The organism is Caballeronia arvi (assembly GCF_001544695.2).
Lineage (GTDB): Bacteria > Pseudomonadota > Gammaproteobacteria > Burkholderiales > Burkholderiaceae > Caballeronia > Caballeronia arvi.
Genome location: NZ_FCOM02000040.1, coordinates 52,372 through 77,691, shown reverse-complemented (window position 1 = coordinate 77,691; position 25,320 = coordinate 52,372). Strand labels below are relative to the sequence as shown.

The 25,320-nt window shown below is 62.8% G+C and carries 24 protein-coding genes; 12 read left to right on the top strand and 12 right to left on the bottom strand.

The features are described from left to right. Positions 1–124 precede the first annotated feature (124 nt). The 6 genes from AWB74_RS30945 to ehuR form a co-directional block, all read right to left on the bottom strand. Positions 125–604 (bottom strand): Lrp/AsnC family transcriptional regulator, encoded by a 480-nt coding sequence (locus AWB74_RS30945; RefSeq protein WP_061150428.1) that lies wholly within the window; start codon positions 602–604, stop codon positions 125–127. A gap of 1 nt (position 605) precedes the next feature. Further along, entirely contained in the window at positions 606–1,628 is a 1,023-nt protein-coding gene (gene doeB / locus AWB74_RS30940) for a N(2)-acetyl-L-2,4-diaminobutanoate deacetylase DoeB (protein WP_061150427.1), read from the bottom strand. A 4-nt stretch (positions 1,629–1,632) separates the two neighbouring features. Further along, positions 1,633–2,850 (bottom strand): ectoine hydrolase DoeA, encoded by a 1,218-nt coding sequence (gene doeA, locus AWB74_RS30935; protein WP_061150426.1) that lies wholly within the window; start codon positions 2,848–2,850, stop codon positions 1,633–1,635. A gap of 11 nt (positions 2,851–2,861) precedes the next feature. Next, on the bottom strand, positions 2,862–3,866 hold the full coding sequence (locus AWB74_RS30930) for a cyclodeaminase (RefSeq protein WP_061150425.1): 1,005 nt from the start codon (positions 3,864–3,866) through the stop codon (positions 2,862–2,864). 4 nt (positions 3,867–3,870) lie between these two features. After that, positions 3,871–4,836, bottom strand: a complete 966-nt coding sequence (gene eutB, locus AWB74_RS30925) for a hydroxyectoine utilization dehydratase EutB (protein ID WP_061150424.1) — start codon at positions 4,834–4,836, stop codon at positions 3,871–3,873. Positions 4,837–4,926: 90 nt separating this feature from the next. Beyond that, complete coding sequence (gene ehuR / locus AWB74_RS30920; protein ID WP_061150423.1) at positions 4,927–6,324, bottom strand: MocR-like ectoine utilization transcription factor EhuR; 1,398 nt, start codon at positions 6,322–6,324, stop codon at positions 4,927–4,929. A gap of 225 nt (positions 6,325–6,549) precedes the next feature. Here ehuR and ehuB point away from each other — a divergent pair, with 225 nt between their 5' ends. Genes ehuB through ehuA form a run of 4 tightly spaced genes read left to right on the top strand, consistent with a single transcriptional unit; the run spans position 6,550 to position 9,663 of the window. Further along, positions 6,550–7,404: an ectoine/hydroxyectoine ABC transporter substrate-binding protein EhuB gene (gene ehuB / locus AWB74_RS30915; RefSeq protein ID WP_061150422.1), complete on the top strand. Its 855-nt coding sequence runs from the start codon at positions 6,550–6,552 to the stop codon at positions 7,402–7,404. Between the two features lie 50 nt (positions 7,405–7,454). After that, on the top strand, positions 7,455–8,147 hold the full coding sequence (ehuC, locus tag AWB74_RS30910) for an ectoine/hydroxyectoine ABC transporter permease subunit EhuC (protein ID WP_200822056.1): 693 nt from the start codon (positions 7,455–7,457) through the stop codon (positions 8,145–8,147). Further along, on the top strand, positions 8,144–8,812 hold the full coding sequence (gene ehuD / locus AWB74_RS30905; protein WP_061150420.1) for an ectoine/hydroxyectoine ABC transporter permease subunit EhuD: 669 nt from the start codon (positions 8,144–8,146) through the stop codon (positions 8,810–8,812). The genes ehuC and ehuD overlap by 4 nt, the downstream gene beginning before the upstream one ends. A 26-nt stretch (positions 8,813–8,838) precedes the next feature. Then, the gene (gene ehuA / locus AWB74_RS30900) at positions 8,839–9,663 is read left to right on the top strand and encodes an ectoine/hydroxyectoine ABC transporter ATP-binding protein EhuA (RefSeq protein ID WP_087039305.1); all 825 of its coding nucleotides are present in this window, start codon (positions 8,839–8,841) and stop codon (positions 9,661–9,663) included. A 52-nt stretch (positions 9,664–9,715) separates the two neighbouring features. On the opposite strand, the gene AWB74_RS30895 is transcribed toward ehuA, so the two are convergent. Next, the gene (locus AWB74_RS30895) at positions 9,716–11,116 is read right to left on the bottom strand and encodes a cytochrome c peroxidase (RefSeq protein WP_061150419.1); all 1,401 of its coding nucleotides are present in this window, start codon (positions 11,114–11,116) and stop codon (positions 9,716–9,718) included. A 211-nt stretch (positions 11,117–11,327) separates the two neighbouring features. On the opposite strand from AWB74_RS30895, the gene AWB74_RS30890 reads away from it, so the two are divergent. From AWB74_RS30890 to AWB74_RS30880, 3 genes are read left to right on the top strand one after another with little or no spacing between them, the layout of a single operon-like run. Then, positions 11,328–12,890: an FAD-dependent oxidoreductase gene (locus tag AWB74_RS30890; RefSeq protein WP_061150418.1), complete on the top strand. Its 1,563-nt coding sequence runs from the start codon at positions 11,328–11,330 to the stop codon at positions 12,888–12,890. A gap of 9 nt (positions 12,891–12,899) precedes the next feature. After that, a complete protein-coding gene (locus AWB74_RS30885) occupies positions 12,900–13,529 on the top strand; it encodes a UdgX family uracil-DNA binding protein (protein WP_061150417.1) in 630 nt (209 codons plus the stop codon). Further along, positions 13,529–13,918 carry a DUF3175 domain-containing protein gene (locus AWB74_RS30880; RefSeq protein WP_407642490.1) on the top strand — a complete coding sequence of 130 codons (390 nt, stop codon included), beginning with the start codon at positions 13,529–13,531 and terminating at the stop codon, positions 13,916–13,918. Before AWB74_RS30885 ends, AWB74_RS30880 begins: the two co-directional genes overlap by 1 nt. 68 nt (positions 13,919–13,986) lie before the next feature. Here AWB74_RS30880 and AWB74_RS45830 read toward each other — a convergent pair whose 3' ends face one another. Continuing rightward, positions 13,987–14,166 carry a hypothetical protein gene (locus AWB74_RS45830; RefSeq protein WP_143749338.1) on the bottom strand — a complete coding sequence of 60 codons (180 nt, stop codon included), beginning with the start codon at positions 14,164–14,166 and terminating at the stop codon, positions 13,987–13,989. Positions 14,167–14,429: 263 nt separating this feature from the next. Here AWB74_RS45830 and AWB74_RS47010 point away from each other — a divergent pair, with 263 nt between their 5' ends. From AWB74_RS47010 to AWB74_RS30870, 3 genes are read left to right on the top strand one after another with little or no spacing between them, the layout of a single operon-like run. Further along, the gene (locus AWB74_RS47010) at positions 14,430–14,597 is read left to right on the top strand and encodes a hypothetical protein (RefSeq protein WP_200822055.1); all 168 of its coding nucleotides are present in this window, start codon (positions 14,430–14,432) and stop codon (positions 14,595–14,597) included. Positions 14,598–14,645: 48 nt separating this feature from the next. Beyond that, a complete protein-coding gene (locus AWB74_RS30875; protein WP_061150440.1) occupies positions 14,646–15,917 on the top strand; it encodes a PQQ-dependent sugar dehydrogenase in 1,272 nt (423 codons plus the stop codon). After that, positions 15,918–16,403, top strand: coding sequence for a hypothetical protein (locus tag AWB74_RS30870; protein ID WP_061150415.1), 486 nt, complete (start codon positions 15,918–15,920; stop codon positions 16,401–16,403). It abuts the gene before it with no gap. 6 nt (positions 16,404–16,409) lie between these two features. On the opposite strand, the gene AWB74_RS30865 is transcribed toward AWB74_RS30870, so the two are convergent. The 3 genes from AWB74_RS30865 to AWB74_RS30855 form a co-directional block, all read right to left on the bottom strand. Further along, on the bottom strand, positions 16,410–18,572 hold the full coding sequence (locus AWB74_RS30865; protein WP_061150414.1) for a hybrid sensor histidine kinase/response regulator: 2,163 nt from the start codon (positions 18,570–18,572) through the stop codon (positions 16,410–16,412). 105 nt (positions 18,573–18,677) lie between these two features. After that, positions 18,678–19,535, bottom strand: coding sequence for an ammonia-dependent NAD(+) synthetase (gene nadE / locus AWB74_RS30860; RefSeq protein WP_061150413.1), 858 nt, complete (start codon positions 19,533–19,535; stop codon positions 18,678–18,680). An 89-nt stretch (positions 19,536–19,624) separates the two neighbouring features. After that, the gene (locus tag AWB74_RS30855; protein ID WP_061150412.1) at positions 19,625–20,827 is read right to left on the bottom strand and encodes an ammonium transporter; all 1,203 of its coding nucleotides are present in this window, start codon (positions 20,825–20,827) and stop codon (positions 19,625–19,627) included. Positions 20,828–21,141: 314 nt separating this feature from the next. Here AWB74_RS30855 and AWB74_RS30850 point away from each other — a divergent pair, with 314 nt between their 5' ends. Together AWB74_RS30850 and AWB74_RS30845 are read left to right on the top strand one after the other, a co-directional pair. Continuing rightward, the gene (locus tag AWB74_RS30850; RefSeq protein WP_061150411.1) at positions 21,142–21,951 is read left to right on the top strand and encodes a crotonase/enoyl-CoA hydratase family protein; all 810 of its coding nucleotides are present in this window, start codon (positions 21,142–21,144) and stop codon (positions 21,949–21,951) included. Continuing rightward, on the top strand, positions 21,948–22,598 hold the full coding sequence (locus tag AWB74_RS30845; RefSeq protein ID WP_061150410.1) for a phosphoribosyltransferase: 651 nt from the start codon (positions 21,948–21,950) through the stop codon (positions 22,596–22,598). The genes AWB74_RS30850 and AWB74_RS30845 overlap by 4 nt, the downstream gene beginning before the upstream one ends. Here the strand turns inward: AWB74_RS30845 and mdeB are convergent. Continuing rightward, positions 22,595–25,312, bottom strand: a complete 2,718-nt coding sequence (gene mdeB / locus AWB74_RS30840; protein ID WP_061150409.1) for an alpha-ketoglutarate dehydrogenase — start codon at positions 25,310–25,312, stop codon at positions 22,595–22,597. The two genes, AWB74_RS30845 and mdeB, sit on opposite strands and share 4 nt — an antisense overlap. Positions 25,313–25,320: the final 8 nt, after the last annotated feature.

The window sequence follows — 25,320 nt, the reverse complement described above, 5'->3', positions numbered from 1 at the left end:
GTCCTGACACACCTGTTACCCATGTCCCCGGTCTATACACAGCAGCAAAGAAAGTGACTGCCGCCCCGCATAGGGGCGAGGCTAATAAGCCAACTCCAATTCGGGATCCGGCGACAAGGCAAGCTCACAAAACATCGCCAAAATCCGGCGCCCCTTCGCCGACATCCTTGACGACCTTCGTCACGATATAAGTGAAATACCTCTCGATCCCCAACTCCTCGACGAGCAAAGAATCGATGAACCGCTGATAGTGATCGATATCCCGCGCCACGACATGCAGCACGTAATCGACCCCACCCCCAGTGGCATAACACTGCACGATCTCAGAAGCAGCCAAAACCCGCTCCTCGAACCGCCGCATATCCTGCGCAGTATGACGCGAAAGCGTCACCTCAACGACGATACGACTGCCCTTGAAAGCAGCCGCCCAATCGATATCCGCGCGATAGCCGCGTATCAGTCCGCTGTCTTCGAGTTTCTTCACACGCTCCCACGCCGGCGAGATGGAAAGATTCACCTCCTCGGCAAGACGCGATTTCGTAATGCGGCCATCCCGCGCAAGAATGCGCAGGATAGCCAGATCGTAGCGGTCGAGCTTGATCAACTTACACGCTCACAGCAATGTTGCGTTCGACGATATCCGCAACCACAGCCACGGTATCGCCCGTCTGAACCAGCCCCGGAAAATGCCGCGCCGCAAGCAGTCCATCCCGTTTCGCACGGTATTCAATCGCAGGCTCGCCCGTACGCGTGATGTCATAGACCCGCGCAAGCACATCGCCCGCTTTCACCATGTCACCGAGATCGCGGCACATCTCCAGCAAGCCGGTATGCTCGCTCGTCGTGTAGCACGAACCATCGGGCATATCGAGCAGTGTCGTCGTGCGCGCTTCGCCCTGCACCACCGACTTCTCGATGATGCCCGCATACGCGAGAAAACCATACACGCCACGCTCCGCGATAGCAACGCTCTTCGCCGTCGACGATCCGCCGCCGCCCAGCTCCGTCGATACGAACACCTTGCCCGCTTCCTCCGCGGCGCTGTCGTAAAGACCGACACTGTCGAGCTCGAGCATGCGCATCGAATACGGCGCACCGAATGCACGCATCGCGGCTTCGCAGCGCGATTGCTGCGTCGCGTCGTTCAGCACGTGGATCGCCGCAAACGGCAGAAAGTCGAGCGTGCGGCCGCCTGCATGGATATCGAGCACATAATCGGCGAGCGGCAACAGATGACGCTGGAAGTAATCCGCGATCTTCTCCGTCACCGTGCCGTCCGGCTTGCCGGGAAAGCTGCGATTCAAATTGCCCGCATCGATCGGCGAAGTGCGCGAACCCACGCGAAATGCAGGATAGTTCATGAACGGCACGATGATCACGCGGCCGTTCACGTCACCTTCTCTAAGCGTCGATGCGAGCTTCGCCAGCGCGATCGGCCCTTCGTACTCGTCGCCGTGATTGCCGCCCGTGAGCAACGCGGTCGGTCCGTCGCCGTGCTTGATCACGGTGACCGGAACCATCACGGCGCCCCACGCGGAATCGTTGCGCGAGTACGGCAACTTCAGAAAGCCGTGCTGAACGCCTTCGGCGTCGAAATCGACGGTCGGGCTGATCGGTGACGCGCGCATCGTGTTACTCCTTCACGAACAATTTTCGAGGCGTGTTGCAGAAGGTCTCGACGCCAGTGTCCGTAATCAGGATGCTCTCCGTGATTTCCAGGCCCCAGTCGTCAAGCCATAGCCCTGGCATGAAATGGAACGTCATGCCGGGTTCGAGGACAGTCTTGTCCCCGGGACGCAGGCTCATCGTGCGCTCGCCCCAGTCCGGCGGATAGCTCGCACCGATCGGATAACCGCAGCGGCTATTCTTTTCGATGCCGAACTTCGCCAGCACCGCAAAGAACGCCTTGGCAATGTCCTCGGTCTTGTTGCCCGGCTTTGCCATCGCAAGGCCCGCTTCGATACCTTCGACAACCGCCTTCTCGCCTTCGATGAAGTGCTGCGGCGGCTTGCCCAAATACACCGTGCGCGAGAGCGGGCAGTGATAACGCTTGAAACATCCCGCGATTTCGAAGAACGTGCCCGCGTTCGCGGTGAACGCCGAATCGTCCCACGTAAGATGCGGCGCGGCGGCGTCGGAACCCGTCGGCAACAATGGGACGATCGCCGGATAATCGCCGCCATAACCTTCGACGCCCGTAATACCGGCTTCATAAATCTGCGCGACGAGATCGCTCTTCTTCATGCCCGGCTCGACCTTGTCGAGAATACGCGCATGCATCTTCTCGACGATACGCGCCGCCACGCGCATATATTCGATTTCGCGCGGCGACTTCACCGCACGCTGCCAATTGACGAGCGCGGTTGCATCGACGAACTTCGCGTTCGGCAAATGCTGCGTCAGCGATGCATACGCCTTCGCGCTGAAGTAATAGTTATCCATCTCCACGCCGATTCGTTTCCTGTCCCAGCCGCGCGCCGTGATCACTTCAGTGGAGAGATAATCCATCGGATGACGTTCCGTCGACTGCACGTAGTGATCCGGATAGCCGACGATATCGTCGTGCCCCATGAACACAGTGCGCTTCGCGCCGTTCGCATCCTGACCGCGTCCGTACCAGACCGGCTCGCCGTCCATCGCGAGCAGCACGCACTGATGCACGTAGAACGACCAGCCGTCATAACCCGTGAGCCACGCCATGTTGGTCGGGTCGGTCACGATCAGCAGATCGATGCCCGCCTTCTCCATCGCGCGCCGCGTCTTCGCAATACGTGCGTCGTATTCGCAGCGCTCGAACGGCAGGCGTACCACGGGCGCCCCGCCTTTCTTCTGTTGCATGATTTCGGACATCGTCCCCTCTATCAGGCGGTCACATCGTTGTGGAAAATGGTTCCTGCTTTGTCCGCGCGCGCACGCTGAATCGCAAGCGTTGCAATCGCGGTGTCCTGCGCGCCGGTGCCAGTCAGATCGCACACGGTCACTTCTTCATCGTTCGTTCGGCCAGGGACTTGATGCGCGATCACTTGTCCCAGCTCGGCAAAAGCCGTATCAGCATCCGTCACGCCCGCTTCGATTGCGTGATGCAACTCGCCCAGCACGCGCACTTGCTGTAAGCGGTCGCATACATAGCGCGCTTTCGTGAACACGTCCGGCGCAATTTCGTTCTTGTGCTCGGCGTCCGATCCCATCGCCGTGATATGCAGGCCGGGATGCAGGTCGCGTGCATGAATCAAAGGCTCGCGGCTCGGGGTCGTCGTGATGGCGATGTCTGCATGCTTCAGCGCGTCGCTCACGCTATCCGCGACATCGCAATCGATGCCCTCGCAATCGCGTGCGAATTGCATTGCGCGATCACGCTCGCGCGCCCATACCGTCACATGCTCGATATCGCGCACGAGACGCAATGCCTTCAGTTGCAAACGCGCCTGCTCGCCCGCGCCGATGATCGCCACACGCTTCGCATCCTTGCGCGCGAGCCAGCGCGATGCGACTGCCCCCGCGGCCGCCGTGCGCACCGCAGTGAGATAACCGTTGTCGAGCAACACAGCTTCCGTCAAACCTGTGCGCGCCGACAGCACCAGCATCAGGCCATTCAGGCTCGGAAGGCCAAGCGACGGATTGTTGAAGAAGCCCGGGCTCACCTTGATCGCGAAGCTCGGAAAGCGCGGCAAATACGCGGTTTTCACGTCGACTTCGCCTGCATGCTCGGGAATGTCGAGACGCAGAATCGGCGGCATCGCAACGGCTTCGGTCGCGAGTGACTTGAACGCGGCTTCGATCTGTTCGATCGCGTCGAGATCGAGCGGCACGAGCTTGCGCAATTGCGCCTGACCGAGCAGCACGGTGGATGTATCGATGTTGGACATGGGTTCAGGCCGCTCCGATGAGACGGCGATGCGTTTCGATATCGATGTTGCTGCCGCTCACGACAATCACGATCGGACCGCCTTGCGATTCGATCGCGCCGTCAAGCAGCGCTGCCATGCCGACCGCCGCCGCACCTTCTACGACGAGCCGCTCTTCGCGATACGCATGCACGATGCCGCGCGCGATCGAGACTTCATCGAGCAGCACGACGTCGTCGATGAGATCGCGCGTCATGGTGAAGGTATGCCGGTTATCGAGGCCGATGCCACCGCCGAGCGAATCGGCGAGCGTTTCGAGTTCATCGACGAACACGGGCTTGCCTGCCGCAAGACTCGCGTGCATCGCGGCGCCGCGTTGCATCGACACGCCGATCATCTTCACGTCGCGTCGAATGTGCTTCGCCGCGAACGCGATGCCGCTGAACAGGCCGCCGCCCGACAAAGGCACGACGATGCTCGCGGCATCGGGCAATGCTTCGAGAATTTCGAGGCCGATGGTGGCCTGCCCCGCAATCACGCGTTCATCGTCGAAAGGCGGCACGAACGCATAGCCTTCTTCGCGCACGAGACGTTGCGCTTCGACCTGCGCATCGTCCTGACTCTTGCCGGCGATAACGACGCGCGCGCCGAGCACGGCCACGGCATCGACCTTGTTCTTCGGCACGAGCGACGACATGCACACGGCCGCTTCGATGCCGAGCGCACGCGCCGCATGCGCGACCGCGCGGCCATGATTGCCCGTCGATGCGGTGACGACGCGCGTGCAGCCTTCCTCTGCGATCTGCGCGAGCGCATTGGTCGCGCCGCGCAATTTGAAGCTGCCGGTGGGCTGCAGCGTTTCGAGCTTCAGATGAACCGGCACGCCTGCGACGCGCGACAGCGCCATCGACTGAACGAGCGGCGTAACGAGTGCGCGTCCTTCAATGCGCTGGCGGGCGCGGTAGACATCGGCGAGCGTGAGTGCGGACATGTGAGACCGGATTGCGTTTGAGGTAACGATGCAAACCAGTCTAATGTCCTAAAAAATCGTTTTCGATTGTCCTAGTTCAATCACGTCGATCTAATTGAAATCGTGCACGTGCGGGTATTGGCCGAAGACTTCGCGCATGGTCTGGACGGCCGCGCGGAACGTGCTCTCGCCCACTTCGGCGCCCACGCACAGCCGCACTGCATTGGGCCGCTCTGCGCCGCGCACGAGAAACGGATCGGGCGATGTCACCGCGATATTGCGATTGCGCAATTCACGCGTGATGCGTTCGGCTTCCCATTCGTCGGGCACGCGCAGCCACACCGACAGCGCGTTCGGATGGCTGCCGAGCACATATTCGCCGAGCAATTCGCGCACGACGCTCTGCCGCGCCGCAAGACGTTCGCGCTGAATCTGCACGAGGCGTTGCGCGGTGCCGTCCGTGATCCAGCGCGCCGTGACTTCCGCGATCGGCGATGTCGCCATCCAGCAACTCACGCGCAGCACGCTTTCCGCACGCAATGCAAGACGGCGCGGCACCGTCATGAAGCCGGTGCGCAAGCCGCTCAACACGGACTTGGTCATGCTCGTGCAATAGAACGCGAGTTCGGGAATGAGGCTCGCAATCGGCGTCTGCGTCTTCGCGGGCAGCGCGCCATAGACATCGTCTTCGATCACATAGACGCCATAGCGCTCCGCAATGCGCGCAATCGCGCGGCGGCGCGAATCCGGCATCATCGCGACGGTCGGATTGTTCAGCGTCGGCGTGCAGACGAGCGCGCTCACGCGTTCGCTGTCGCAGACTTCCTCGAAGTGCTCGGGTCGAATACCGTGCTCGTCGATCTCCAGACCTTTGAGCGTAAACCCCAGCACGTTAGCCGAACCGATCACGCCGTGGTCCGTGAGGCTCTCGCACAGCACCGTATCGCCGGGACCGACGATGCACGCGAGCGCGAGAAAGATGCTATGCGCGACGCCATTCGTGACGAGCAGCGTCTCCACCTTCGCGGGCATGTTCAGCGACGCGAGCCATTCGACACCCGCCTGCCGATGACTGTCGAAGCCCGCAATCGGGCGGAACGCGCGTATCCACGGCTGATCTTCTATCGTCGACAAGGTCGCGCAGACCTTGCGCCACATCGCGTCGTGCTCGGGCGTATGCACGATGCGCGCAATAGAGAAATCGACGACGGAGCGCTCGGCCGTATCGAGCATGTAAGTGGACATCGTCTCGGTCACGCGCGCGGCGACGAAGCTGCCACGTCCCACTTCGCAACGAATCAGCCCTTGCCTTTCGAGCTCCTTGTAAGCGTTCGTGACGGTCTGCACGCTGATCGCGAGATCGGCAGCGACTTCGCGTTGCGGCGGCAGGCGCTCGCCGGATGCCAGCGCGCCGCTTTCGATATCGGCGGCCATCGCCTTGACCAGCCGCTTGTATTTGGACTGCACGCCCTGCACCGTGCGCACGGCGTCGCGCCATCTTTCATTCACGTCCTGCTCCTCGCTTGCCTGGTTCCTTGCGCAATAGTGGCGCAAAAACGCGCATGAAAATAATTGTCCTAGAGCAATCGGAACAAATATATGGCTTTGTATTCTGCGTCGGTGGCTATGCAGCGAGCGGCGCCAAAACTCTTCGAAGTAAGGGTTTTCCTCGGTCTCTCCTCTGTATCGCCGCCCATTCGACCACGCTTGAAGAACCATCAATACGGGAACGATATGAACACGAAGCGACTGTCTGGAATGCTGGCGGCGGCGTGCGTCGCGGCAGCGAGCCTTGCCGCCTATGCCACGAGCGCGAACGCGGAAACCACGTTGCAGCGCATTCAGCGCACCGGCGAAGTGCGTATCGGCTATGCGAACGAAACGCCCTTTGCCTACACGACGCCCGATGGCACGGTGACCGGCGAATCGCCGGAGATCGCGAAAAAAGTGTTTGCCAAGCTCGGCGTGAAGAAGGTCGATGCAGTGCTGACCGAATGGGGCGCGTTGATTCCGGGCCTGAAAGCGGGCCGCTTCGATGTCATCGCGGCGGGCATGTACATCACGCCCGAGCGCTGCAAACAGGTCGCATTCGCCGATCCGCAATACCAGATCCCTGACACGCTGCTGACCATGAAGGGCAATCCGAAGAATCTGCACAGCTATGCCGATGTCGCGAAGCAACCGGACACGAAACTTGCTGTGATGGCAGGAACGGCCGAACTCGGCTATGCGCGTCAGGCAGGCATCAAGGATGACCAGATCCTGCAGGTTCCGGACACCACCGCGCAATTGCAGGCGGTGCGCGCGCGCCGCGCCGATGCCGCCGTCGGCACCGCGCTCACGATGAAGGGTCTCGCATCGAAGGGCGGCCCGCAGGTCGAAGCGATCAGCCAGTTCAACGACGATCCGAAACACACTGGCTACGGCGCGCTCGCGTTCCGCCCCGAAGACACCGATCTGCGCGATGCCGTGAACAAGGAACTGCATCAATGGCTCGGCACTGAAGATCATCTGAAGACGGTCGCGCCGTTCGGCTTCGACAAGTCCAACGTGACGACCAAGAAAGCGCCGGAACTGTGCGCCGGCTGAGCATTCGCGCCTAGCGACGCGCAGCGTTCATCAATTAGCGAGGAACCGTCATGAGTGACCTCCATGAGCTTTTGCCCTTGATGATGAAGGGCACGCTCGTCACGATCCAGATTGCCGTCATCAGCATCCTGCTTGCGATCGTGATGGCGGGTGTCGCGACGGCGTTGCGCGCCGCGCCATACCGCGCGGTGCGCTGGGCCGGCAACGTGTATGTCGAAGTGTTTCGCGGCACGTCGCTGCTCGTGCAGTTGTTCTGGCTGTTCTTCGTGCTGCCGCTGCCGCCTTTCGATCTGAAACTGACGCCCTTCACGGTCGCCATCGTCGGACTGGGGCTGCATTACGGCGCGTATGGCTCGGAGATTCTGCGCGGCGCACTGCGCTCGGTGCCGGGCGGCCAGTACGAAGCGGCGCTCGCGCTGAACATGCCGGCGGCCGCGCGGCTGCGTCGCATCGTGTTGCCGCAGGCGATGATCAACGCGCTGCCGCCCGCGACCAACCTGATGATCGAACTGCTCAAGGGCACGTCGCTCGTCTCGCTGATCACGCTTTCGGATCTCACGTTCCGCGCGCGCCAGCTCGACGAAGCGACGTTCAAGACCGCCGAAGTCTTCGGGCTCACGCTGCTCATCTACTTCGTGCTGGCGCAGGTGATCGTCGCCGTGATGCGTGTGTTCGAGCGGCGCGTCAGCAGTCATGTGGCGATTCGCAAGATCAGCCGCACGCCTCAGGGAGCCGCATCATGACCACCCTCGGCCAGCTCTTCGATGTGAAATATGCGCTGCATATCCTGCCCGAACTCGCGCGCGCGGCCATGTACACGATCGGCATCACGCTCGTCGGTTTCGCGATCGCGCTCGTGCTCGGCCTCGTGCTCGCGATCATGCGGCGCAGCGACTTTGCGCCGCTCGCGAAAGCGACCGCGTTTTTCATCGAGTTCATCCGCAGCACGCCGCTGCTGATTCAGGTGTACGTGCTGTTCTATGTCGCGCCACTCTATGGCTTCACGATGTCCGCGCTGATGGCGGGCACGCTTGGCATCGCGGTGCATTACGCGTGCTATGTGTCGGAGGTCTATCGCGCCGGGCTCAACGGCGTCGCGCGCGGACAGTGGGAAGCATCGTGCGCGCTGTCGATCTCGCCGTGGCGCACTTATACGGGCGTGATTCTGCCGCAGGCGATTCGCCCGGTGATTCCCGCGCTCGGCAACTATCTCGTCGCGATGTTCAAGGACACGCCGGTGCTCTCGGCGATCACCGTCGTCGAATTGATGCAGCAGGCGAAGAACATCGGCTCGGAGACATTCCGTTATCTCGAACCGATCACGATGACCGGAATCTTCTTTCTCATCATCAGCGTGACGTTCGCCTCGGGCGTGCGTCACATCGAACGGCGCGTGAGGCTGCCATGACCGCCACCCACATTCAGGAGCAGCACATGAAGCGAGACCTCGACCCGGCGCTCGGCGCGGCGGCTGAGACACAGGCGAACGCGGCGATCGTGCGCTTTCGCAATGTCACGAAGCGCTACGGCGCGCTGACCGTGCTCGACGGCCTCGATCTCGATGTCGCGCCCAACGAGAAAGTGGCGATCATCGGGCCGAGCGGCTCGGGCAAGTCCACATTGCTGCGCGTGCTGATGACGCTCGATCCCCTGACCGATGGCGTCATCGAAGTGGATGGCGAGCCGCTCACGCACGAGATGCGCGGCGGCAAGCTCGTGCCCGCATCGCCGCGACATGTGCGGCAAGTGCGCAGCAAGATTGGCATGGTGTTTCAGAGCTTCAATCTGTTTCCGCACATGACCGCGCTCGCGAATACGATCGAAGCGCCGATGAGCGTGCTCGGGTTATCGAAGAAGGAAGCGACCGAACGCGCGCGCGAACTGCTCTCGATGGTCGGCCTTGCCGAGAAGTGCAATCACTATCCGTCGCAGTTGTCGGGCGGACAGCAGCAGCGCGTTGCGATTGCGCGTGCGCTCGCGATGCGCCCGAAGATCATGCTCTTCGACGAAGTCACGTCCGCGCTCGATCCCGAGCTCTGCGGCGAAGTGCTCAACGTGATCCGACGCCTCGGCGCGGAGCACAACCTGACGATGCTGATGGTCACGCACCAGATGGGTTTCGCGAAAGATTTCGCGGATCGTGTGTGCTTCTTCTCGCAGGGCAAGATCATCGAGCAGGCGCCGCCGCAGCAGTTCTTCACCGCGCCGCAACATGAGCGCACGCGTCAGTTTCTGCGCGCGGTGACTGAAGCGCTTTGATGCATCAACGACAAACGCGCGGCGCGCGGGCAATGCGCACCGCGCCAGCCGCTCAACGTGCGGTCGCCAGCGCCGGCGTGTAAGTGCCCGTCAGGGTCTTGAGAAACGCGACGATCGCATTGACGTCGGCTTCCGATAGCTTCGTGCCCACTTCGTATTTCGCCATGTCGCGGACGGCCTGATGCAGATCCTTCACGCTGCCGTCGTGGAAATACGGCGCCGTCAGTTCGACATTGCGCAGTCCCGGCACCTTGAAGTGGTATAGATCGAGCGGATCGTGCGTGACGTTTGCGCGGCCCTTGTCCGCATCGGTCAGCGCTTCGCCACGCGCAGCGAAATAATCTCCGGTGCGCCCCATGCGTTCATACGACTGCCCGCCGAGATTCACGCCGACGTGACACGTTGCGCAACGGTTCTGCTTGAATAGCTGATAGCCGCGTAGTTCCTGCGCGTTGAGCGCGGTCCGGTCGCCACGCAGGTAGGCATCGAAGCGGCTCGGCGTCAGCAGCGTCTTTTCAAACTCGGCGATCGCATCGGTGATATTCATGCCCGTCCAGCCTTGCGGGTACACCGCTTCGAACGAACGGCTGAATTCGGTATCCTGCTTCAGCTTGCCGATGATCTGATCCCAGGACACCGACGCCATCTCCACCGGATTCAATGGCGGACCGCCTGCCTGGCCCTGTAGCGTCGCGGCGCGCCCGTCCCAGAATTGCGCGTGATTGAACACCGCATTGAAGACAGTTGGCGCATTCACGCCGCCGAGCTGGCCGCCGACGCCGGCCGAGCGCTTACGATTGTCGACACCGCCCGTATTCAGCCCGTGGCAGCTCGCGCAAGAGACCGTATTGTCGGACGACAGACGCGGATCGTGAAAGAGACGCTGGCCGAGCGCGACCTTTCTCGCATCAACGGGCACCGACTGCGGCAACGGCTGCACCGGATCGTTCGCGAACGCGGCGCTCACGCCTTGCGTCGCGTAATGAGCCTTGCGCACATCGGCGATCCACGCGAGCAGCATCGCCTGATCTTCCTCCGTGAGGCCCGTGCTCCAGTGCACCGCACGGAACGCGGCGGGCGGCATGGTTCCGTTCTGCACGACGCTCTCAATCTTGGCAATATCCGCCTGCGGAACGGTTGTGCCTTGTTCGAGAGATCGATAGAGCGCGTCGATACGGAAATGGCGCAATCCTCTCTCGACATCGTGTTGCGACAACTGCGCGATGCCCGGCAGCTTCGCATAGGCCGGCAATTCCGTCTTCGTCGAATGACAGTAATAACATGCGTTGCGATTCAGCACGTCGCGTATTGCGGCCGCCTGCGCCGACGGCGCGCGCGCTTCGGCGGCCTGGCTCGCATACGCCGTGTCATGCACATAGGCATAACCCGATAAGGCCAGATATCCCGCAACCAGCACACCGAACGCGGCCGATAGTAATAATTTTCTCGACATGCTTTTCCTTCGACGAACTCACTGACTGATGGTTGGGAAGCGATACTAACGAAGGCGGTCGGATTTAAGGTTGAGAGAAGTCAAGGTTGTCGACGTGCATTCGTCGCTTTTCGTGTGTGTCGAAATGTCCTGGACGATTGCGCCATTGCGCCGCGATGCCGACGAGGATCGGTTATTGCTTGCCCGAAAAAGCCAGCCACCGGAGAGTGCAATGTCCCCCACCCTGCATAAAGTCGCGCGTTTCGCGGATCTTTCCGCCGAACGCGGCACACGCGTGTGCATCAGGAGCGACGAAAAGGACGCGAAAGAAACGCCGATTCTTCTCGTGCGCGATGGCGATGCCGTGCGCGCCTTTACCGCCGAGTGTCCCCACGCGGGCGGCCCGCTCGATGAAGGCGCGATCTGCAATGGACGCATCGTATGTCCGTGGCACAAGGGCACGTTCGACGTTCGCGACGGCAGTCTCGTCGAACCGCCGCCGTTGAAGGCATTGACGCGATATGACGCAACCGTGAAGGACGGCGATGTCTACGTGTCCTTGCCGCCCGCCGGTAGCGGCGCAGTCAAAGAGACGCAACATTCGAACGAGCGCACCATGCTGATCGTCGGCGCGGGCGCGGCAGGCGCGGCGGCATGTTCGGCATTGCGCGAGGCGGGCTTCGACGGCCGCATCGTGCTCGCGGGCGACGATGCGCGCGAGCCTTACGATCGAACGTCGCTCAGCAAGTTCACGCTCGCGGGCGACATGCCGCCCGACGATGTCCCGCCGCTGCTCGATCAGGATTTCTTCGCGAAGCACGGCATCGAGCGCATCGAATCGAAAGCCATTCGTCTCGATGCCGCGGACAAGCATGTCGAACTCGCGAACGGTCAGAAGATCGATTACGAAGCCGCGCTGGTTTGCACGGGCGGCATGCCAAAGCCGCTCGATATCCCCGGCTCGAATCTCGAACATGTTCATCTGCTGCGCACGCGTGAAGATGCGCGTGCGATTCTTCAATCGCTTGAAGGACGCAAGCGCGCGGTGATCGTCGGCGCGAGTTTCATCGGGCTCGAAGCGGCTTCTTGTCTGAGGAAGCGCGATATCGACGTGACTGTCGTCGCGCCCGGCAAGGTGCCGTTCGCGAAACAGTTCGGCGAGCGCATCGGCGAGATGTTCAGGAAGCTGCACGAACAGAACGGCGTGACGTTTCATATGAACGCGCGCGTGAGCGCTTTCAGAGGCAGCAATGAAGTGCGTGAAGTGATCCTCGATTCCGGTGAAAAGCTCGCCGCCGATGTCGTGCTCGCGGGAACGGGTGTGGGGCCAGCGACATCGTTTCTGTCGGGCGTCACGCTCGAAGACGATGGCGGCGTGCGCGTCGATGACACCATGCTCGCCGCGCCCGCACTCTATGCAGCCGGCGATATCGCGCGCTTCCCGCTGCCGCGTTCGGATCAAAACGTGCGTATCGAGCACTGGCGCGTCGCACAGCAGCATGCGCGCGTCGCCGCATACAACATGGCAGGCAGCCCGCGCAAATACGTGGGCGTGCCCTACTTCTGGACTTATCACTACGAGAAGACATTCGATTATCTCGGGCATGTGAACGAGCCCGACAGCATCGAGATAGACGGCGATCCGGACGCGCAGCATTTCATCGCGTACCTGATGAAGGATGGCCGCGTGGGCGCGGTCGTCGCATGCGAACACGACGCCGCAGTATGCCGTCTCGCCGAAGCGATGCGCGAGCCGCTCACGCTCGACGACGCGCGGCGCATCGCGAACGCATGAGCGACGGGCATGGCCGCATCGAAGAAGCCGCAGCCTGGCGTCGAACCGGAGCAGGAGCCCGAATCGCTCGATGAATGCCGACGCTGCGCGCTCTGGGAACACGCGACACAAGCCGTGCCGGGCGCGGGGCCGCGTCATGCGCCGATGATGATCGTCGGCGAGCAGCCTGGCGATCAGGAGGATTTGCAGGGCAAGCCTTTCGTCGGACCGGCTGGCGCGATGCTCGATCGCGCGCTCGAAGAGGCCGGCGTCGCGCGCAAGGAGGTGTACGTGACGAATGCCGTCAAGCATTTCAAATGGGAACCGCGCGGCAAGCGACGCATGCACAAGACGCCCGGGCAACGCGAGATCGATGCATGCCATTACTGGCTCGACCGCGAGACGGGCGATGTCAAGGCGAAGGTGGTCGTTGCGCTCGGGTCGACCGCGCTCAAGTCGGTGCTGCGCGATTCAAAGGCGACGTTGCAAGCGTCGATGGGACACGCGATCGAACACGAAGGGCATGCGATCGTCGCGACCTATCACCCTTCGTTCGCGTTGCGCGCGCCCGATCCCGAAACACGCGAGCGCGCCTACAAGGCGATCGTCGATGCACTGCGCGAGGCGCATCGACTGGTAACGCATCACAGGACACGATGATGACAACCGCTACGAAAACGGCATCGAAGAAGAGCAGCAAGACGCGCGGTGGCAAGCGTCCGAGCACGCGGCAGAGGCACGCGCTCGCGGGCGCGCGCAAGAAGCCGGAGCGCGCTTCGCACCGCTGGTCGCATCATGTAATGGAAACGAGCGACGCAATGGATATCCAGCGCGATATCTTCAAGACCGGCAATGCGCAGGAAATCGCCGATTCGCTCAAGCGCTCCTCCACGCGCAGCACGCGTCGCAAGGGTTCGCCGTTTCAATCGGCGATGGCGATGCTCAACTTCTATATCAATCGCGCCGGACGCAATTTGCCGAAGTCGCGCAAGAGCACACTGGAGCGCGCGAAAAAGCGTCTGCGCGAAGCATTCGGACGCAAGCCCTGAATGTGATCGCGCGCGGCCTCACAAATGCGAGACCGCGCGCGTTGCTTCCTGCCACTTCTCCAAGACGATCAAGGTTGACGCTGGCCGCCCTTATGCTGCGGCAACGGCTGATTCTGCTGCCGCTGGCCGGTCTGACCTTGTTGCGGTTGCCCCGGTGTCTTTTCGTGTTGGCCGTGCTGCCTGTGAGACTCGTTCGATTCATTCGGCTTGGACGGCTGGTTGCCCATTTGCTTTTGGTTTCCGCTCATAAAAACCCTCCTGGCTATGTCATCACGTGCAGGAACCCGCGCGACGACGTTTGCAGTGGTAAAAGCCGCGGCTGGTGCCGCATCGTCATATGAGCATCGCGCGTACCAGAACCGAAGTCCGGCGCGGCAAGGGATTGCGCGTTGCTGCCCCGTCGCGCGCGTGCAAAAACTTCCAAAGGACTGCAAGCCTTGCACGCTGAGGAGGAACGCTGTTTGCTGTCGTTACAACCGATGCAATTCTTCCCACAAGCAAGGATACGGCGATGGCGCAGGAACCTCCTCTCAATCCCGGCGATGAAGCCGAACCCGGCGCACCCGGCAGCGGCGAAGACCTCTGTCCGGACTGCAATGGCTCGGGCAAGCGCGACGGCGCGGACTGCAAGACGTGCGGCGGCACGGGCAAGGTGACGCAAGGCATCGGCGGCGGTTGAATGAAGACCAAAACAAAGCAACTCGCGCAAGCCGCCGCGTTCGCACTGATGCTCGCGAGCGGCGCGGCCATCGCCGACGATTACGCCCAGGACTTCGGCCCGAATCCGACGCTGCCCGCGCCACATAAATCGATGATGCCTACGGTGAACATCGCACCGGCAAAGCCGTGGGCGCAAGGACAGAAACCCATCGCCGCTGCGGGCTTCAGCGTGAACGCCTTCGGCACAGGGCTCGATCATCCGCGCTGGCTCGCGACGCTGCCCAATGGCGATGTGCTCGTCGCCGAAAGCAACGCGCCCGCGAAGCACGATGAAAACTCAGGCATCAAGGGCTTCGTGATGAAGAAGGTGCAGAAGCGCGCGGGCGCCGCCGTGCCGAGCGCGGACCGCATCGTCCTGTTGCGCGATGCCGATGGCGATGGCGTCGCGGAAACGCGCAGCGTGTTCATCGACAATCTGCATTCGCCCTTCGGCATGGCGCTCGTCGGCGATGAGCTCTACGTCGCGAATACCGATTCGATCATGCGCTTCAAGTACGAAACCGGCGCCACGCAAATCACTACACCGGGCGAGAAGTTCATCGATTTACCCGCCGGCGATATCAACCATCACTGGACCAAGAACATCATCGCGAGCCGCGACGGCAAGAAGCTCTATGTGACCGTCGGCTCGAACAGCAACGCGGCGGAAAACGGCATCGACGCAGAGAACGGGCGCGCGGCGATCATGGAAGTGGATATCGAATCGAAGCAATCGCGCCTATTCGCCACCGGCTTGCGCAATCCGAACGGCATGGCATGGCAGCCGCAAAGCGGCGCGCTATGGACCGTCGTGAACGAACGCGACGAACTGGGCAACGAGCTCGTGCCCGACTATCTGACTTCCGTGAAGGATGGCGCGTTCTACGGCTGGCCGTACAGCTATTACGGACAGCATGTCGATGATCGCGTGAAGCCGCAGCGCGCGGATCTCGTGCAGGCCGCCATCGCACCCGACTATGCGATCGGCGCGCACACCGCGTCCCTTGGACTCGCCTTCTACGATGGCAATGCGTTTGCCGAACGCTATCGCAATGGCGCGTTCATCGGTCAGCATGGCTCGTGGAATCGCAAGCCGAGAACCGGCTACAAAGTCATCTTCGTGCCCTTCGATAACGGCAAGCCAGCCGGTCCGCCCGAGGATATCCTGACGGGCTTCGTGTCGTCGGATGGCCATGCGCTCGGACGTCCTGTGGGCGTCGTGGTCGATGGCAAGGGCGCGTTGCTCGTCGCCGATGATGTCGGCAATACCGTGTGGCGGGTCACGCCCGCCGCGAAGTGAATGGCCGCAAGAAAGCCCAGGCGAACGGCACGCAGCGCGCCGAGCCTGTTCGCGCTCGCGGAACGGCAGATCGTCGCGCTCTACGATGCCGGCGTGATGTCGCCTGCTGTGCTGCATCACGTCATCGCGGCGTATGCGGATAGCGCCATCGACTGGAACGAGGAAGGCACGCTGCATACCGTCGATGGCCACACGGTGCAGCAAGCCGTGGTGCTCGTCATGATGCCCGCGCGCGGATTGAAGGGCGCGCAGAAGGACTTCATGTCGATCGTAGGGCATCTCGCGGCAAGCGAACCGCGGGCGAATGCGGCAGAGGAAGATGCGGAGCCCGAGGAAGACGAAGACTTATTGAGCCAGCTGAGCGGTGACGACCCGCCATCGAAAGGCCGCGTATCAGCAAAGAAAAGCACATCAGCCGAGCCGAAGCGCGCGGCGTTCAATCCGCTCGTCGGCGCGCGCGCCGTGCCAACGCGCAACAAGCGCTGATCGTGCTCAATGCGGCACGCCGGGCGCCATCAGATCGAGCAGATCGTTCATGTCGAAGGGCTTCGCGAGAATCGGCACGCCCAGATGCTTCGCGCGTTCCAGTTCGTCCGCATAGCCCGTCATCAGCACGAGCTTTTGCGAGGGCAGGCGCTTCGTGATCTGCTCGGCAAGATCGATGCCGTTCATGCGGCCGGGCATCTGCACATCGGAGAGCACGAGATCGAAGCCATAACCCTCGCCCAATAGCGCGAACGCGGCATCCGCGCTCACTTCGTGATGCACCGCGCAGCCGAATACTTCGAGCACGGCCGTCACGCCCGCCGCGACATCCTCATTGTCTTCCACGAGCAATACCGAGGTGCCGCGCAACGGCGCGTCTTCTTCGTCGATGGACACCGGCGCGGGCGGCGGGGTATCGATATCGGGCGGCGCACTGACTTCCGGCTGAACCGACGCCGGCACATGATGTCGCGGCAGATAGAGCCGCACCGTCGTGCCCGACCCAGCCACACTCGTGATGCGCGCCGTGCCGCCCGCCTGCTCGCACGCAGCCAGCACTTGCGCGAGCCCGAGGCCCGTGCCCGCGCCGCGCTGCTTGGTCGTAAAGAGCGGTTCGAACGCGCGCCGCCGCACTTGCTCGGTCATGCCTTCGCCGTTGTCCGTGAGCGAGACGAGCACGTATTCGCCATCGGGAATATCGATTTCCGCGCCGCGCACGCGCGCATTCTGGCAACGGATCACGACGCGCCCGCCGTGCGGCATCGCATCGCTCGCATTCACGGCGAGGTTCACCAGCGCGAGCTCCAGTTCGATCGGATCGGCCATCACCTTCCACAGATCTGGCGCCAGCTCCAGCGTCACCGTGATCGACGGATGCACCGATTTCTTCACGAGATCGATCACCTTTCTGAGCCAGTCGGCGGGATCGATCATTTCCTGCTTGAGCGGCTGCTTGCGCGCGACGCTCATCAGCCGACGCGCGAGCGATCCGGCGCCGGCGGTCGCGCGCTCCACCGCGAGCACTTCGCTCTCGACGCCATTGAATTGCTTATGGCGCGCGAGATCCATGTTCGCGCCGACGACCATCAGCAAGTTGTTGAAGTCGTGCGCCACATTCGCCACGAGATTGCCAAGCGCGCCCATGCGCCGCAATTGCCGGCTCGATGCCTCGATGGACAGGCGCGTCGCGACTTCGGCCTGCCAGCGTTCCCATGCGGCCTGTTCCGCATCGAGACGGCGAATCGAGAACCCGATCAGCAGCCATACGGCGATGCACGGCAACGCCGCGATCGCCGCGACCAGCGCGAGATTCTTGCGCCAGTTCGACTCGACGACGGAGGTCGCATAGCCCGTCGCGACATAGAGCGGAAAGTCGCCGACGCGCCTGAACGCGAGCAGACGCTCGACATGATCGACGCTCGAAAACATGCGCACGTTGCCGTACATCTCGTTGTTGCGAAACGCGTTGGTGAACGGCGTATTCGTTGCCGGCTGCGTGCTGTCCGCGCTCGCCGGCAAGCGCGCGAGGATGTTGCCGTCGCGCCGGTAGAGGCCGATCACGACCGCGGAATCGCCCGCCGCGAGCTCGCGATAGAAGTCGGTGAAATAGTCACGTTTCAGCGCAATCGACACGACGCCGAGAAATTTTCCGTCGTGGCCGATGCGGCCCATCGTCGTCGTGAACACGTCCGAGCGTGCGACCTTGCCGCGCAGGGGCAGCGAGAAGTATGTGACCGGCGCGACCGCACGCGCGGACGTGAAATCGTCGCGCTCGGCGATCGATATGACAGGCGCCGGATAGTAGCGGCTGTTCGCGAGCAGATCGCCTTTTTCGCCGAACACCGAAATCGCGGCGATCTGTGCGAGCGTGCCGCTCATGTCGTCGAGCGTGCGATGCAAGCCCTCTTCGCGGCTTTTGACGGTGGCGTCGTCGCTATCGCCGAGCAAATCGACGATGCGCGTCTCCATCTGCTGATTCAGATCGATGACCTTGAGCGCATGCTCGTTTTCCGCGAAGCGGCGCTCATGATCGTAGTAGCCGTAGATGCCGAGGCACGCGAGCGGAATCACGATCGACACGGCCAGCACGAGCAGCAGCAGCTTTCGCATCGACGCGAAATTGCGGGCAGGCAGCGGCAGATCGAATGTCGCGTTCTCTGTGGAGTCCAAGCGTCGCGTCTCCGAGGAAGTCGACCGGTACAGGATGACCGGCGCGCTCGGCGTACAAGACGAACGAAGACTGCGCCGATCGCGCCCGGCTCTCTTTACGACTGATCAGCGAAGGGCGTGCCTGCGCCAGTCGTCATAGGGCGTGATTGGCAGCACGCGCTTGTGATGCGTCGCATCGTAGAAGCGATAAACGGTCGTGTAGACCTCGTCGGAGACGTGCTTGCCTTCGAGGAAATCGTCGATGTCTTCGTAGCTGATGCCGTAGCTGTCTTCGTCGGGCTTCATCGGCGTGAGCGTTTCGAGATCGGCGGTCGGGATCTTCTTCGAAATCTCGACGCTCGCGCCGAGCGCTTCGGCGAGCGCGCGCACGCGGCGCTTGTTGAGGCCATAGAGCGGCAGCACGTCCGCACCGCCATCGCCGAACTTGGTGTAGAAGCCCATCAGCGATTCGGCCGCGTGATCCGTGCCGATCACCACGCCCGCATGCGCCGCCGCCACCGCGTATTGCGCGATCATCCTTTGGCGCGCCTTGATGTTGCCGAGCACGAAGTCTTCGTGACGCTCGTCGCGAAACAGCAGCTCGCCCGCCTTCAGCGATTCGCGCATCGCGTCGGCGGCGGGCTTCACGTTGACGGTGATCGTTTCATCCGGCTTGATGAATTCGAGCGCGCGCTGCGCATCGGCTTCGTCGCGCTGCTCGCCGTATGGAAGGCGCATCGCGATGAAGCGCACATCGACATTGCGCGCGCGCAGGCGTTCGACCGCGAGTTGCGCGAGACGCCCCGCCGTCGACGAATCCACGCCGCCGCTGATGCCGAGCACGTAGGTCCTGAGCTTCTGCGCTTCGAGATAGTCGGCCAGGAACGCGATGCGGCGCTCGCGTTCCGCTTCGAGATCGAATACGGCGGGAACCTTGAGTTCTTCGATGATGCCGGGCTGGCGGGAGGCGTGATCGTTCGACATTATGTGTGCTCGCTTCGATGATGAACTTCGCTACGTTACAGCAAAGTCCGCAGCAAAGTCCGAACCGACTCATCGTGCGAGCGTCGAGATCAGCCTGCCATCTCGCGATCCGGCGTCGACGAGATGCGATGAATCGCGAGATCGGCGCCATTGAACTCTTCCTCGCGATCGAGCCGCAGACCGACCGTCAGCTTGATCGCGCCATACACCGCCGCGCCGCCCGCGAGCGCGAGCGCCACCGCGCCCGCCGTGCCGATGAGCTGCGACCAGATCGACACGCCGCCGATGCCGCCGAACGCCTTCTGCCCGAAGATGCCCGCCGCAATGCCGCCCCACGCGCCGCACATGCCGTGCAGCGGCCACACGCCGAGCACGTCGTCGATGCGCCAGCGGTTCTGCACGCACGTGAACATCTGCACGAAGAGCACGCCTGCGACCGCGCCGGCGATCAGCGCGCCGAGCGGATGCATCAGGTCCGAGCCCGCGCATACCGCGACGAGTCCCGCGAGCGGCCCGTTATACGTGAAGCCCGGATCGTTGCGGCCCGCGAACCATGCCGCGAGCGTGCCGCCGACCATCGCCATCAGCGAATTGACGGCGACGAGGCCGCTGATCTTGTCGACGGTCTGCGCGCTCATCACGTTGAAGCCGAACCAGCCGACCGCGAGCACCCATGCGCCCAACGCGAGAAACGGAATGCTCGACGGCGGATGCGCGGCGATGCGCCCGTCCTTGTGATAGCGCCCGTGACGCGGCCCGAGCAGCAGCACAGCGGGCAGCGCGACCCAGCCGCCGAACGCATGCACGACGACCGAGCCCGCGAAATCATGGAACGGCGCGCCGAAGACGTGCGTGAGCCAGCCCTGGATGCCGAAGCGCTCGTTCCACGCGACGCCTTCGAGCAACGGATAAATGAAGCCGACGATCACGCAGGTCGCGAACAGTTGCGGATTGAACTTCGAGCGCTCCGCGATGCCGCCCGACACGATTGCCGGAATCGCGGCGGCGAACGTCAGCAGAAAAAAGAAGCGCACGAGCGCATAGCCGTTGTGCTCGGCGAGGATATCGGCGCTGTGCATGAACTGCACGCCATACGCGATGTTGTAGCCGATGAAGAAGTACGCGAGCGTCGAGACCGCGAAATCCACAAGAATCTTCATGAGCGCGTTGACCTGATTCTCGCGGCGCACCGTGCCGAGTTCGAGGAAGGCGAAGCCCGCGTGCATCGCGAGCACCATCGCGGCGCCAAGCAGCAGAAAGAGAGTGTCGGTTCCGGACTGAAGTGCCTGCATGATCGAGCGGTCGGTTGAGACAAGGCCGCCTTTTGAGCAAGTTCCGGGCCAAGTTGGCGCATTCGGCATCGGAACGGTGCGTGGGCTTTGTGCACGGCGGTTGAGGTTGGTGCAAGGTCGATGAAAAACGCCTGATGCAGCTCGCTCGATGTTGGTGCATTGCCCCGTTAGGTCGCATCATATGCACCGCTCGCGAGCCAAATATTTCATCGTGCAGGCGTTATGTAGGGTTATCGCAAGGCTTCGATGTGGTGCACGCCCGCGTCGCGCGACGAGTATCCTGAAGTGTGATTCGTGCGAAAACGGAGCCATCGATGTCGCCTCGCATCGCAAATCTTGGCGAGCACGTGCGCATGGAAACGCTCGTGCGCGATCCGCGCGTCGTCACGGTCGTGCTCGAGCGGCCCGCGCGCCGCAACGCGGTCGATCGCAGCATCGCCGATGCATTGCGCGAAGCATTCGAGCGCTTCGATGCGGACGATGCCTCGTCGGTCGCCGTGCTGTGGGGCGCGGGCGGCACCTTCTGCGCGGGCGCGGATCTCAGCGCCTTGAACGACGACGCGCGACGCAACGAAATCCACGCCGACGGCAGCGGCCCCGGCCCGATGGGCCCGACGCGCCTCGCATTGAAGAAGCCCGTGATCGCCGCCATCGCCGGTCATGCGGTCGCGGGCGGCCTGGAACTCGCGGCGTGGTGCGATCTGCGCATCGTCGAGGAGAACGCGGTGCTCGGCGTGTTCTGTAGACGCGTCGGCGTGCCGCTCATCGATGGCGGCACGATACGGCTGCCGCATCTGGTCGGCATGTCGCGTGCGCTGGATCTGATACTCACCGGGCGCGCCATCGATGCACACGAAGCGCTCGCCATCGGCCTCGCCAGTCGCATCGCGCCGCAAGGCGAAGCGCGCAACGTGGCCGAGGCGCTCGCGTGCGAACTGGCCGCGTTGCCGCAAAGCGCATTGCGCGCAGACTTGCGCTCGGTCCACGAGAACGCGTTCGACAGCGATCTCACGCGCGCATTGCAACGCGAAGGCGCGAACGGTTATCGCGCGGTATTCGATGAAGGTCTCGATGGCGCGGCGCGGTTCGTCTCGCGCGCGCCGGGCAAAGGACGGTCGACATGAACTCAGCGTTCGGGAACCGTAGAGAAGCGGGCCGCGAACTCGCCGCACATCTGAACGCGTATGCGAAGCGCGACGACGTCACCGTGCTTGCGTTGCCGCGTGGCGGCGTGCCGGTCGCGTATGAAGTAGCGCGCGCGCTCGGTGCGCGGCTGGATGTGCTCGTCGTGCGCAAGCTCGGCGTGCCGGTGCAGCCGGAACTCGCGATGGGCGCGATCGCATCGGGCGATGCGTTCTTTCTCGACGAGCGCATCGTCGACTATGCGGGTGTCGACAAGCACGAACTCGAACGCGTGATTGCACGCGAGCGCGCCGAGCTCGAACGGCGCGAGAAGCTCTATCGCGGCAACCTGCCGCCGCTCGATGTGAACGGCCGTATCGCGATCGTCGTCGATGACGGCATGGCCACCGGCGCGACCATGAAAGCCGCGGCGATGTCCTTGCGTCACGCGCATCCGTCGAAGATCGTCGCGGCGCTGCCGGTCGCGCCGCTGGATTCGGAAGCGCGCATCGAAGATATCGTCGATGAATTCGTCTGCGTGATGCGGCCGCATCGATACTTCGGCGTCGGGCAGTTCTATATCGACTTCGATCAGACCAGCGACGACGAAGTGCGCGAGTTGCTCGATGCGGCGCGCAACGATACTTAACGCAGCCAGGGCGCGTCGTGCGCTTCCTGCGTCTTGCCGTATTTTTCGCGCGCGGCCTTCAGCACCGTCTTCTCGATGACGCCTTCGTCCACGAGCGACTTCAGCGCGGCAATGACGATCGACATGCGATCCACTTCGAAGAACTCGCGCAACGACTGACGCGTATCGCTGCGGCCGAAGCCATCGGTGCCGAGCGTGACGTAGCGGCGCGGCACGTAGGCGCGAATCAGTTCCGGCACGGCGCGCACGTAGTCCGTCGCGGCGATCACCGGGCCGCGCGATGTTGCCAGCGCACGCGTGACGAAGGGCGTCGATGCATCGTCGTCGTTCAGGCGCGCGAGACGCTCGCATGACGCGCCATCGCGATGAAGCTCCGTATAGCTCGTCACGCTCCACACGGCGGCGTCGATGTTCCAGTCGCGCTTCAATATCTCGCGAGCGGCGATGGCTTCGTTGAGGATCGCGCCCGAGCCGAGCAGTTGCACTTGCGCTTGCGCTTCCCCCGCATCGTCGCCGATGCGATAGATGCCGCGCAGAATGCCTTCGCGCGTGGCTTCATCCAATGAACCGCCCGGCGCCGATGGCTGCGCGTAATTCTCGTTGGTCACGGTGACGTAATAGAACACGTCGTTCTGACGTTCCATCATCTCCTGCATGCCTTCATCGACGATCGCCGCGACTTCATAAGCGAACGCGGGATCGTAGGCGCGGCAGTTCGGAATCGTCGATGCGGACAGATGGCTCGTGCCATCCTGATGCTGCAAGCCTTCGCCGCCGAGCGTCGTGCGGCCCGCCGTCGCGCCGATGAGAAAGCCGCGCGAGCGCTGGTCCGCCGCCGCGAAAATCAGGTCGCCGATGCGCTGGAAACCGAACATCGAGTAGTAGATATAGAACGGCAGCATCGGCAAATCGTGCACGCTGTACGACGTCGCCGCCGCGATCCACGACGACACCGCGCCCGCCTCCGAAATGCCTTCCTCCAGAATCTGCCCGCGCGTGTCCTCGCGGTAATAGAGCATCGAGCCCATGTCTTCCGGTTCATACAACTGACCGAGCGGCGAATAGATGCCCACCTGCCTGAAGAGATTCGCCATGCCGAACGTGCGTGCCTCGTCCGCGACCACCGGCACGACGCGCGGGCCGAGCGTCTTGTCCTTCAACAAGCTGCCGAGCATGCGGACGAAGGCCATCGTCGTCGACATTTCCTTGCCGGATGCGTCGAGCGCGAACTGGCCCCACGTATCGAGCGCGGGCGGCGTAATGCCAAGCGACGCCTTCGCGCGACGACGCGGCAAGTAACCGCCCAATACCGCACGTCGTTCGTGCAGATAGCGCATTTCGGGCGCATTGTCGGCGGGCTTGTAGAACTTCACTTGCTCGACATCTTCATCCGACAGCGGCAGACGGAAGCGATCGCGGAACGCCTTGAGATCGTCGAGATCGAGCTTCTTCTGCTGATGCGTCGTCATGCGGCCCTGTCCCACCGTGCCCATGCCGAAGCCTTTCATCGTCTTCGCGAGAATCACGGTCGGCTGGCCCTTGTGTGCGAGCGCCTTCGCATAGGCCGCATGCAGCTTGCGCACATCGTGGCCGCCGCGCCGCAACCGGTCGATATCTTCATCCGACATATGCGCGACGAGTTCCGCCAGTTCCGGATTCTGTCCGAAGAAACGCTCGCGGTTATAGCGGCCGTCATTCGCCGAGAAGGTTTGAAATTGTCCGTCGACGGTATGCGCGAATGCGCGCAGCAACGCATTCGTGCGGTCGCGCGCGAACAGCGCATCCCAGTCCGAACCCCACAGCACCTTGATCACGTTCCAGCCCGCGCCGGTGAATTGCGCTTCGAGTTCGTCGACGATGCGGCCGTTGCTGCGCACGGGACCGTCAAGCCGCTGCAGATTGCAGTTGATGACGAACACGAGGTTATCGAGCTGTTCGCGCGCCGCGAGCGACAGCGCACCGATCGCTTCGGGCTCGTCCATTTCGCCATCGCCGAAAAAGCCCCACACCTTGCGGCCTTCCGTGCGCAGCAGATTGCGGTTCTGCACATAGCGCATGAAGCGCGCTTGATAAATCGAGTTGATCGGGCCGATGCCCATCGAACCGGTCGGGAATTGCCAGAAATCGGGCATCAGCCACGGATGCGGATACGAGCACAGACCCGGCCCCGCGATCTCGCGCCGATAGTGCCGCAAATGCTCTTCGCCGAGAAAGCCTTCGAGGAACGCACGCGCATACACGCCCGGCGATGAATGCGGCTGAAAGTAGACGATATCGCCGCCACCGTCCGCATCGGCGGCCTTGAAGAAATGATTGAAGCCGACTTCGAACAGATCCGCTGCCGACGCATAACTCGCGATATGTCCGCCGAGTTCGCCATAAGCGCGATTCGCGCGCACGACCATGGCCAGCGCGTTCCAGCGCAGCACGCCGGCGAGCTTTTCCTCGATGTCGAGATTGCCCGGATAAGGCGTCTGCTGCGATACGGGAATCGTGTTCGCATAAGGCGTCGCGCGCGCCCGCGCCGACTCCACGCCCACCGACAGCGCATGCTCCGCGAGCCGGTCGAAGAGATACTGCGCCCGCTCCTTGCCGACATGCGCGACGACCGCATCGAGCGCCTCCAGCCATTCGGCGGTTTCGTCGGGATCGATGTCCTCGCGTCCCTTGGCGATGGAAAGAAGCTGACGGGTTCCGCTCGATAAGTCGGTCATGGCGCGAC

What these genes read in the sequence shown, in the direction of transcription:
- AWB74_RS30870 (WP_061150415.1), top strand. Translation starts at nt 15,918, where the DNA reads ATGGCCGCAAGAAAGCCCAGGCGAACGGCACGCAGCGCGCCGAGCCTG.
- AWB74_RS45830 (WP_143749338.1), bottom strand. Translation starts at nt 14,166, where the DNA reads ATGAGCGGAAACCAAAAGCAAATGGGCAACCAGCCGTCCAAGCCGAAT.
- AWB74_RS30875 (WP_061150440.1), top strand. Translation starts at nt 14,646, where the DNA reads ATGCTCGCGAGCGGCGCGGCCATCGCCGACGATTACGCCCAGGACTTC.
- AWB74_RS30930 (WP_061150425.1), bottom strand. Translation starts at nt 3,866, where the DNA reads ATGTCCAACATCGATACATCCACCGTGCTGCTCGGTCAGGCGCAATTG.
- ehuC (WP_200822056.1), top strand. Translation starts at nt 7,455, where the DNA reads ATGAGTGACCTCCATGAGCTTTTGCCCTTGATGATGAAGGGCACGCTC.
- eutB (WP_061150424.1), bottom strand. Translation starts at nt 4,836, where the DNA reads ATGTCCGCACTCACGCTCGCCGATGTCTACCGCGCCCGCCAGCGCATT.
- AWB74_RS30890 (WP_061150418.1), top strand. Translation starts at nt 11,328, where the DNA reads ATGTCCCCCACCCTGCATAAAGTCGCGCGTTTCGCGGATCTTTCCGCC.
- nadE (WP_061150413.1), bottom strand. Translation starts at nt 19,535, where the DNA reads ATGTCGAACGATCACGCCTCCCGCCAGCCCGGCATCATCGAAGAACTC.
- AWB74_RS30880 (WP_407642490.1), top strand. Translation starts at nt 13,529, where the DNA reads ATGACAACCGCTACGAAAACGGCATCGAAGAAGAGCAGCAAGACGCGC.
- mdeB (WP_061150409.1), bottom strand. Translation starts at nt 25,312, where the DNA reads ATGACCGACTTATCGAGCGGAACCCGTCAGCTTCTTTCCATCGCCAAG.
- doeB (WP_061150427.1), bottom strand. Translation starts at nt 1,628, where the DNA reads ATGCGCGCGTCACCGATCAGCCCGACCGTCGATTTCGACGCCGAAGGC.
- AWB74_RS30850 (WP_061150411.1), top strand. Translation starts at nt 21,142, where the DNA reads ATGTCGCCTCGCATCGCAAATCTTGGCGAGCACGTGCGCATGGAAACG.
- ehuA (WP_087039305.1), top strand. Translation starts at nt 8,839, where the DNA reads ATGAAGCGAGACCTCGACCCGGCGCTCGGCGCGGCGGCTGAGACACAG.
- ehuB (WP_061150422.1), top strand. Translation starts at nt 6,550, where the DNA reads ATGAACACGAAGCGACTGTCTGGAATGCTGGCGGCGGCGTGCGTCGCG.
- ehuD (WP_061150420.1), top strand. Translation starts at nt 8,144, where the DNA reads ATGACCACCCTCGGCCAGCTCTTCGATGTGAAATATGCGCTGCATATC.
- doeA (WP_061150426.1), bottom strand. Translation starts at nt 2,850, where the DNA reads ATGTCCGAAATCATGCAACAGAAGAAAGGCGGGGCGCCCGTGGTACGC.
- AWB74_RS30845 (WP_061150410.1), top strand. Translation starts at nt 21,948, where the DNA reads ATGAACTCAGCGTTCGGGAACCGTAGAGAAGCGGGCCGCGAACTCGCC.
- AWB74_RS30895 (WP_061150419.1), bottom strand. Translation starts at nt 11,116, where the DNA reads ATGTCGAGAAAATTATTACTATCGGCCGCGTTCGGTGTGCTGGTTGCG.
- AWB74_RS47010 (WP_200822055.1), top strand. Translation starts at nt 14,430, where the DNA reads ATGGCGCAGGAACCTCCTCTCAATCCCGGCGATGAAGCCGAACCCGGC.
- AWB74_RS30855 (WP_061150412.1), bottom strand. Translation starts at nt 20,827, where the DNA reads ATGCAGGCACTTCAGTCCGGAACCGACACTCTCTTTCTGCTGCTTGGC.
- AWB74_RS30885 (WP_061150417.1), top strand. Translation starts at nt 12,900, where the DNA reads ATGGCCGCATCGAAGAAGCCGCAGCCTGGCGTCGAACCGGAGCAGGAG.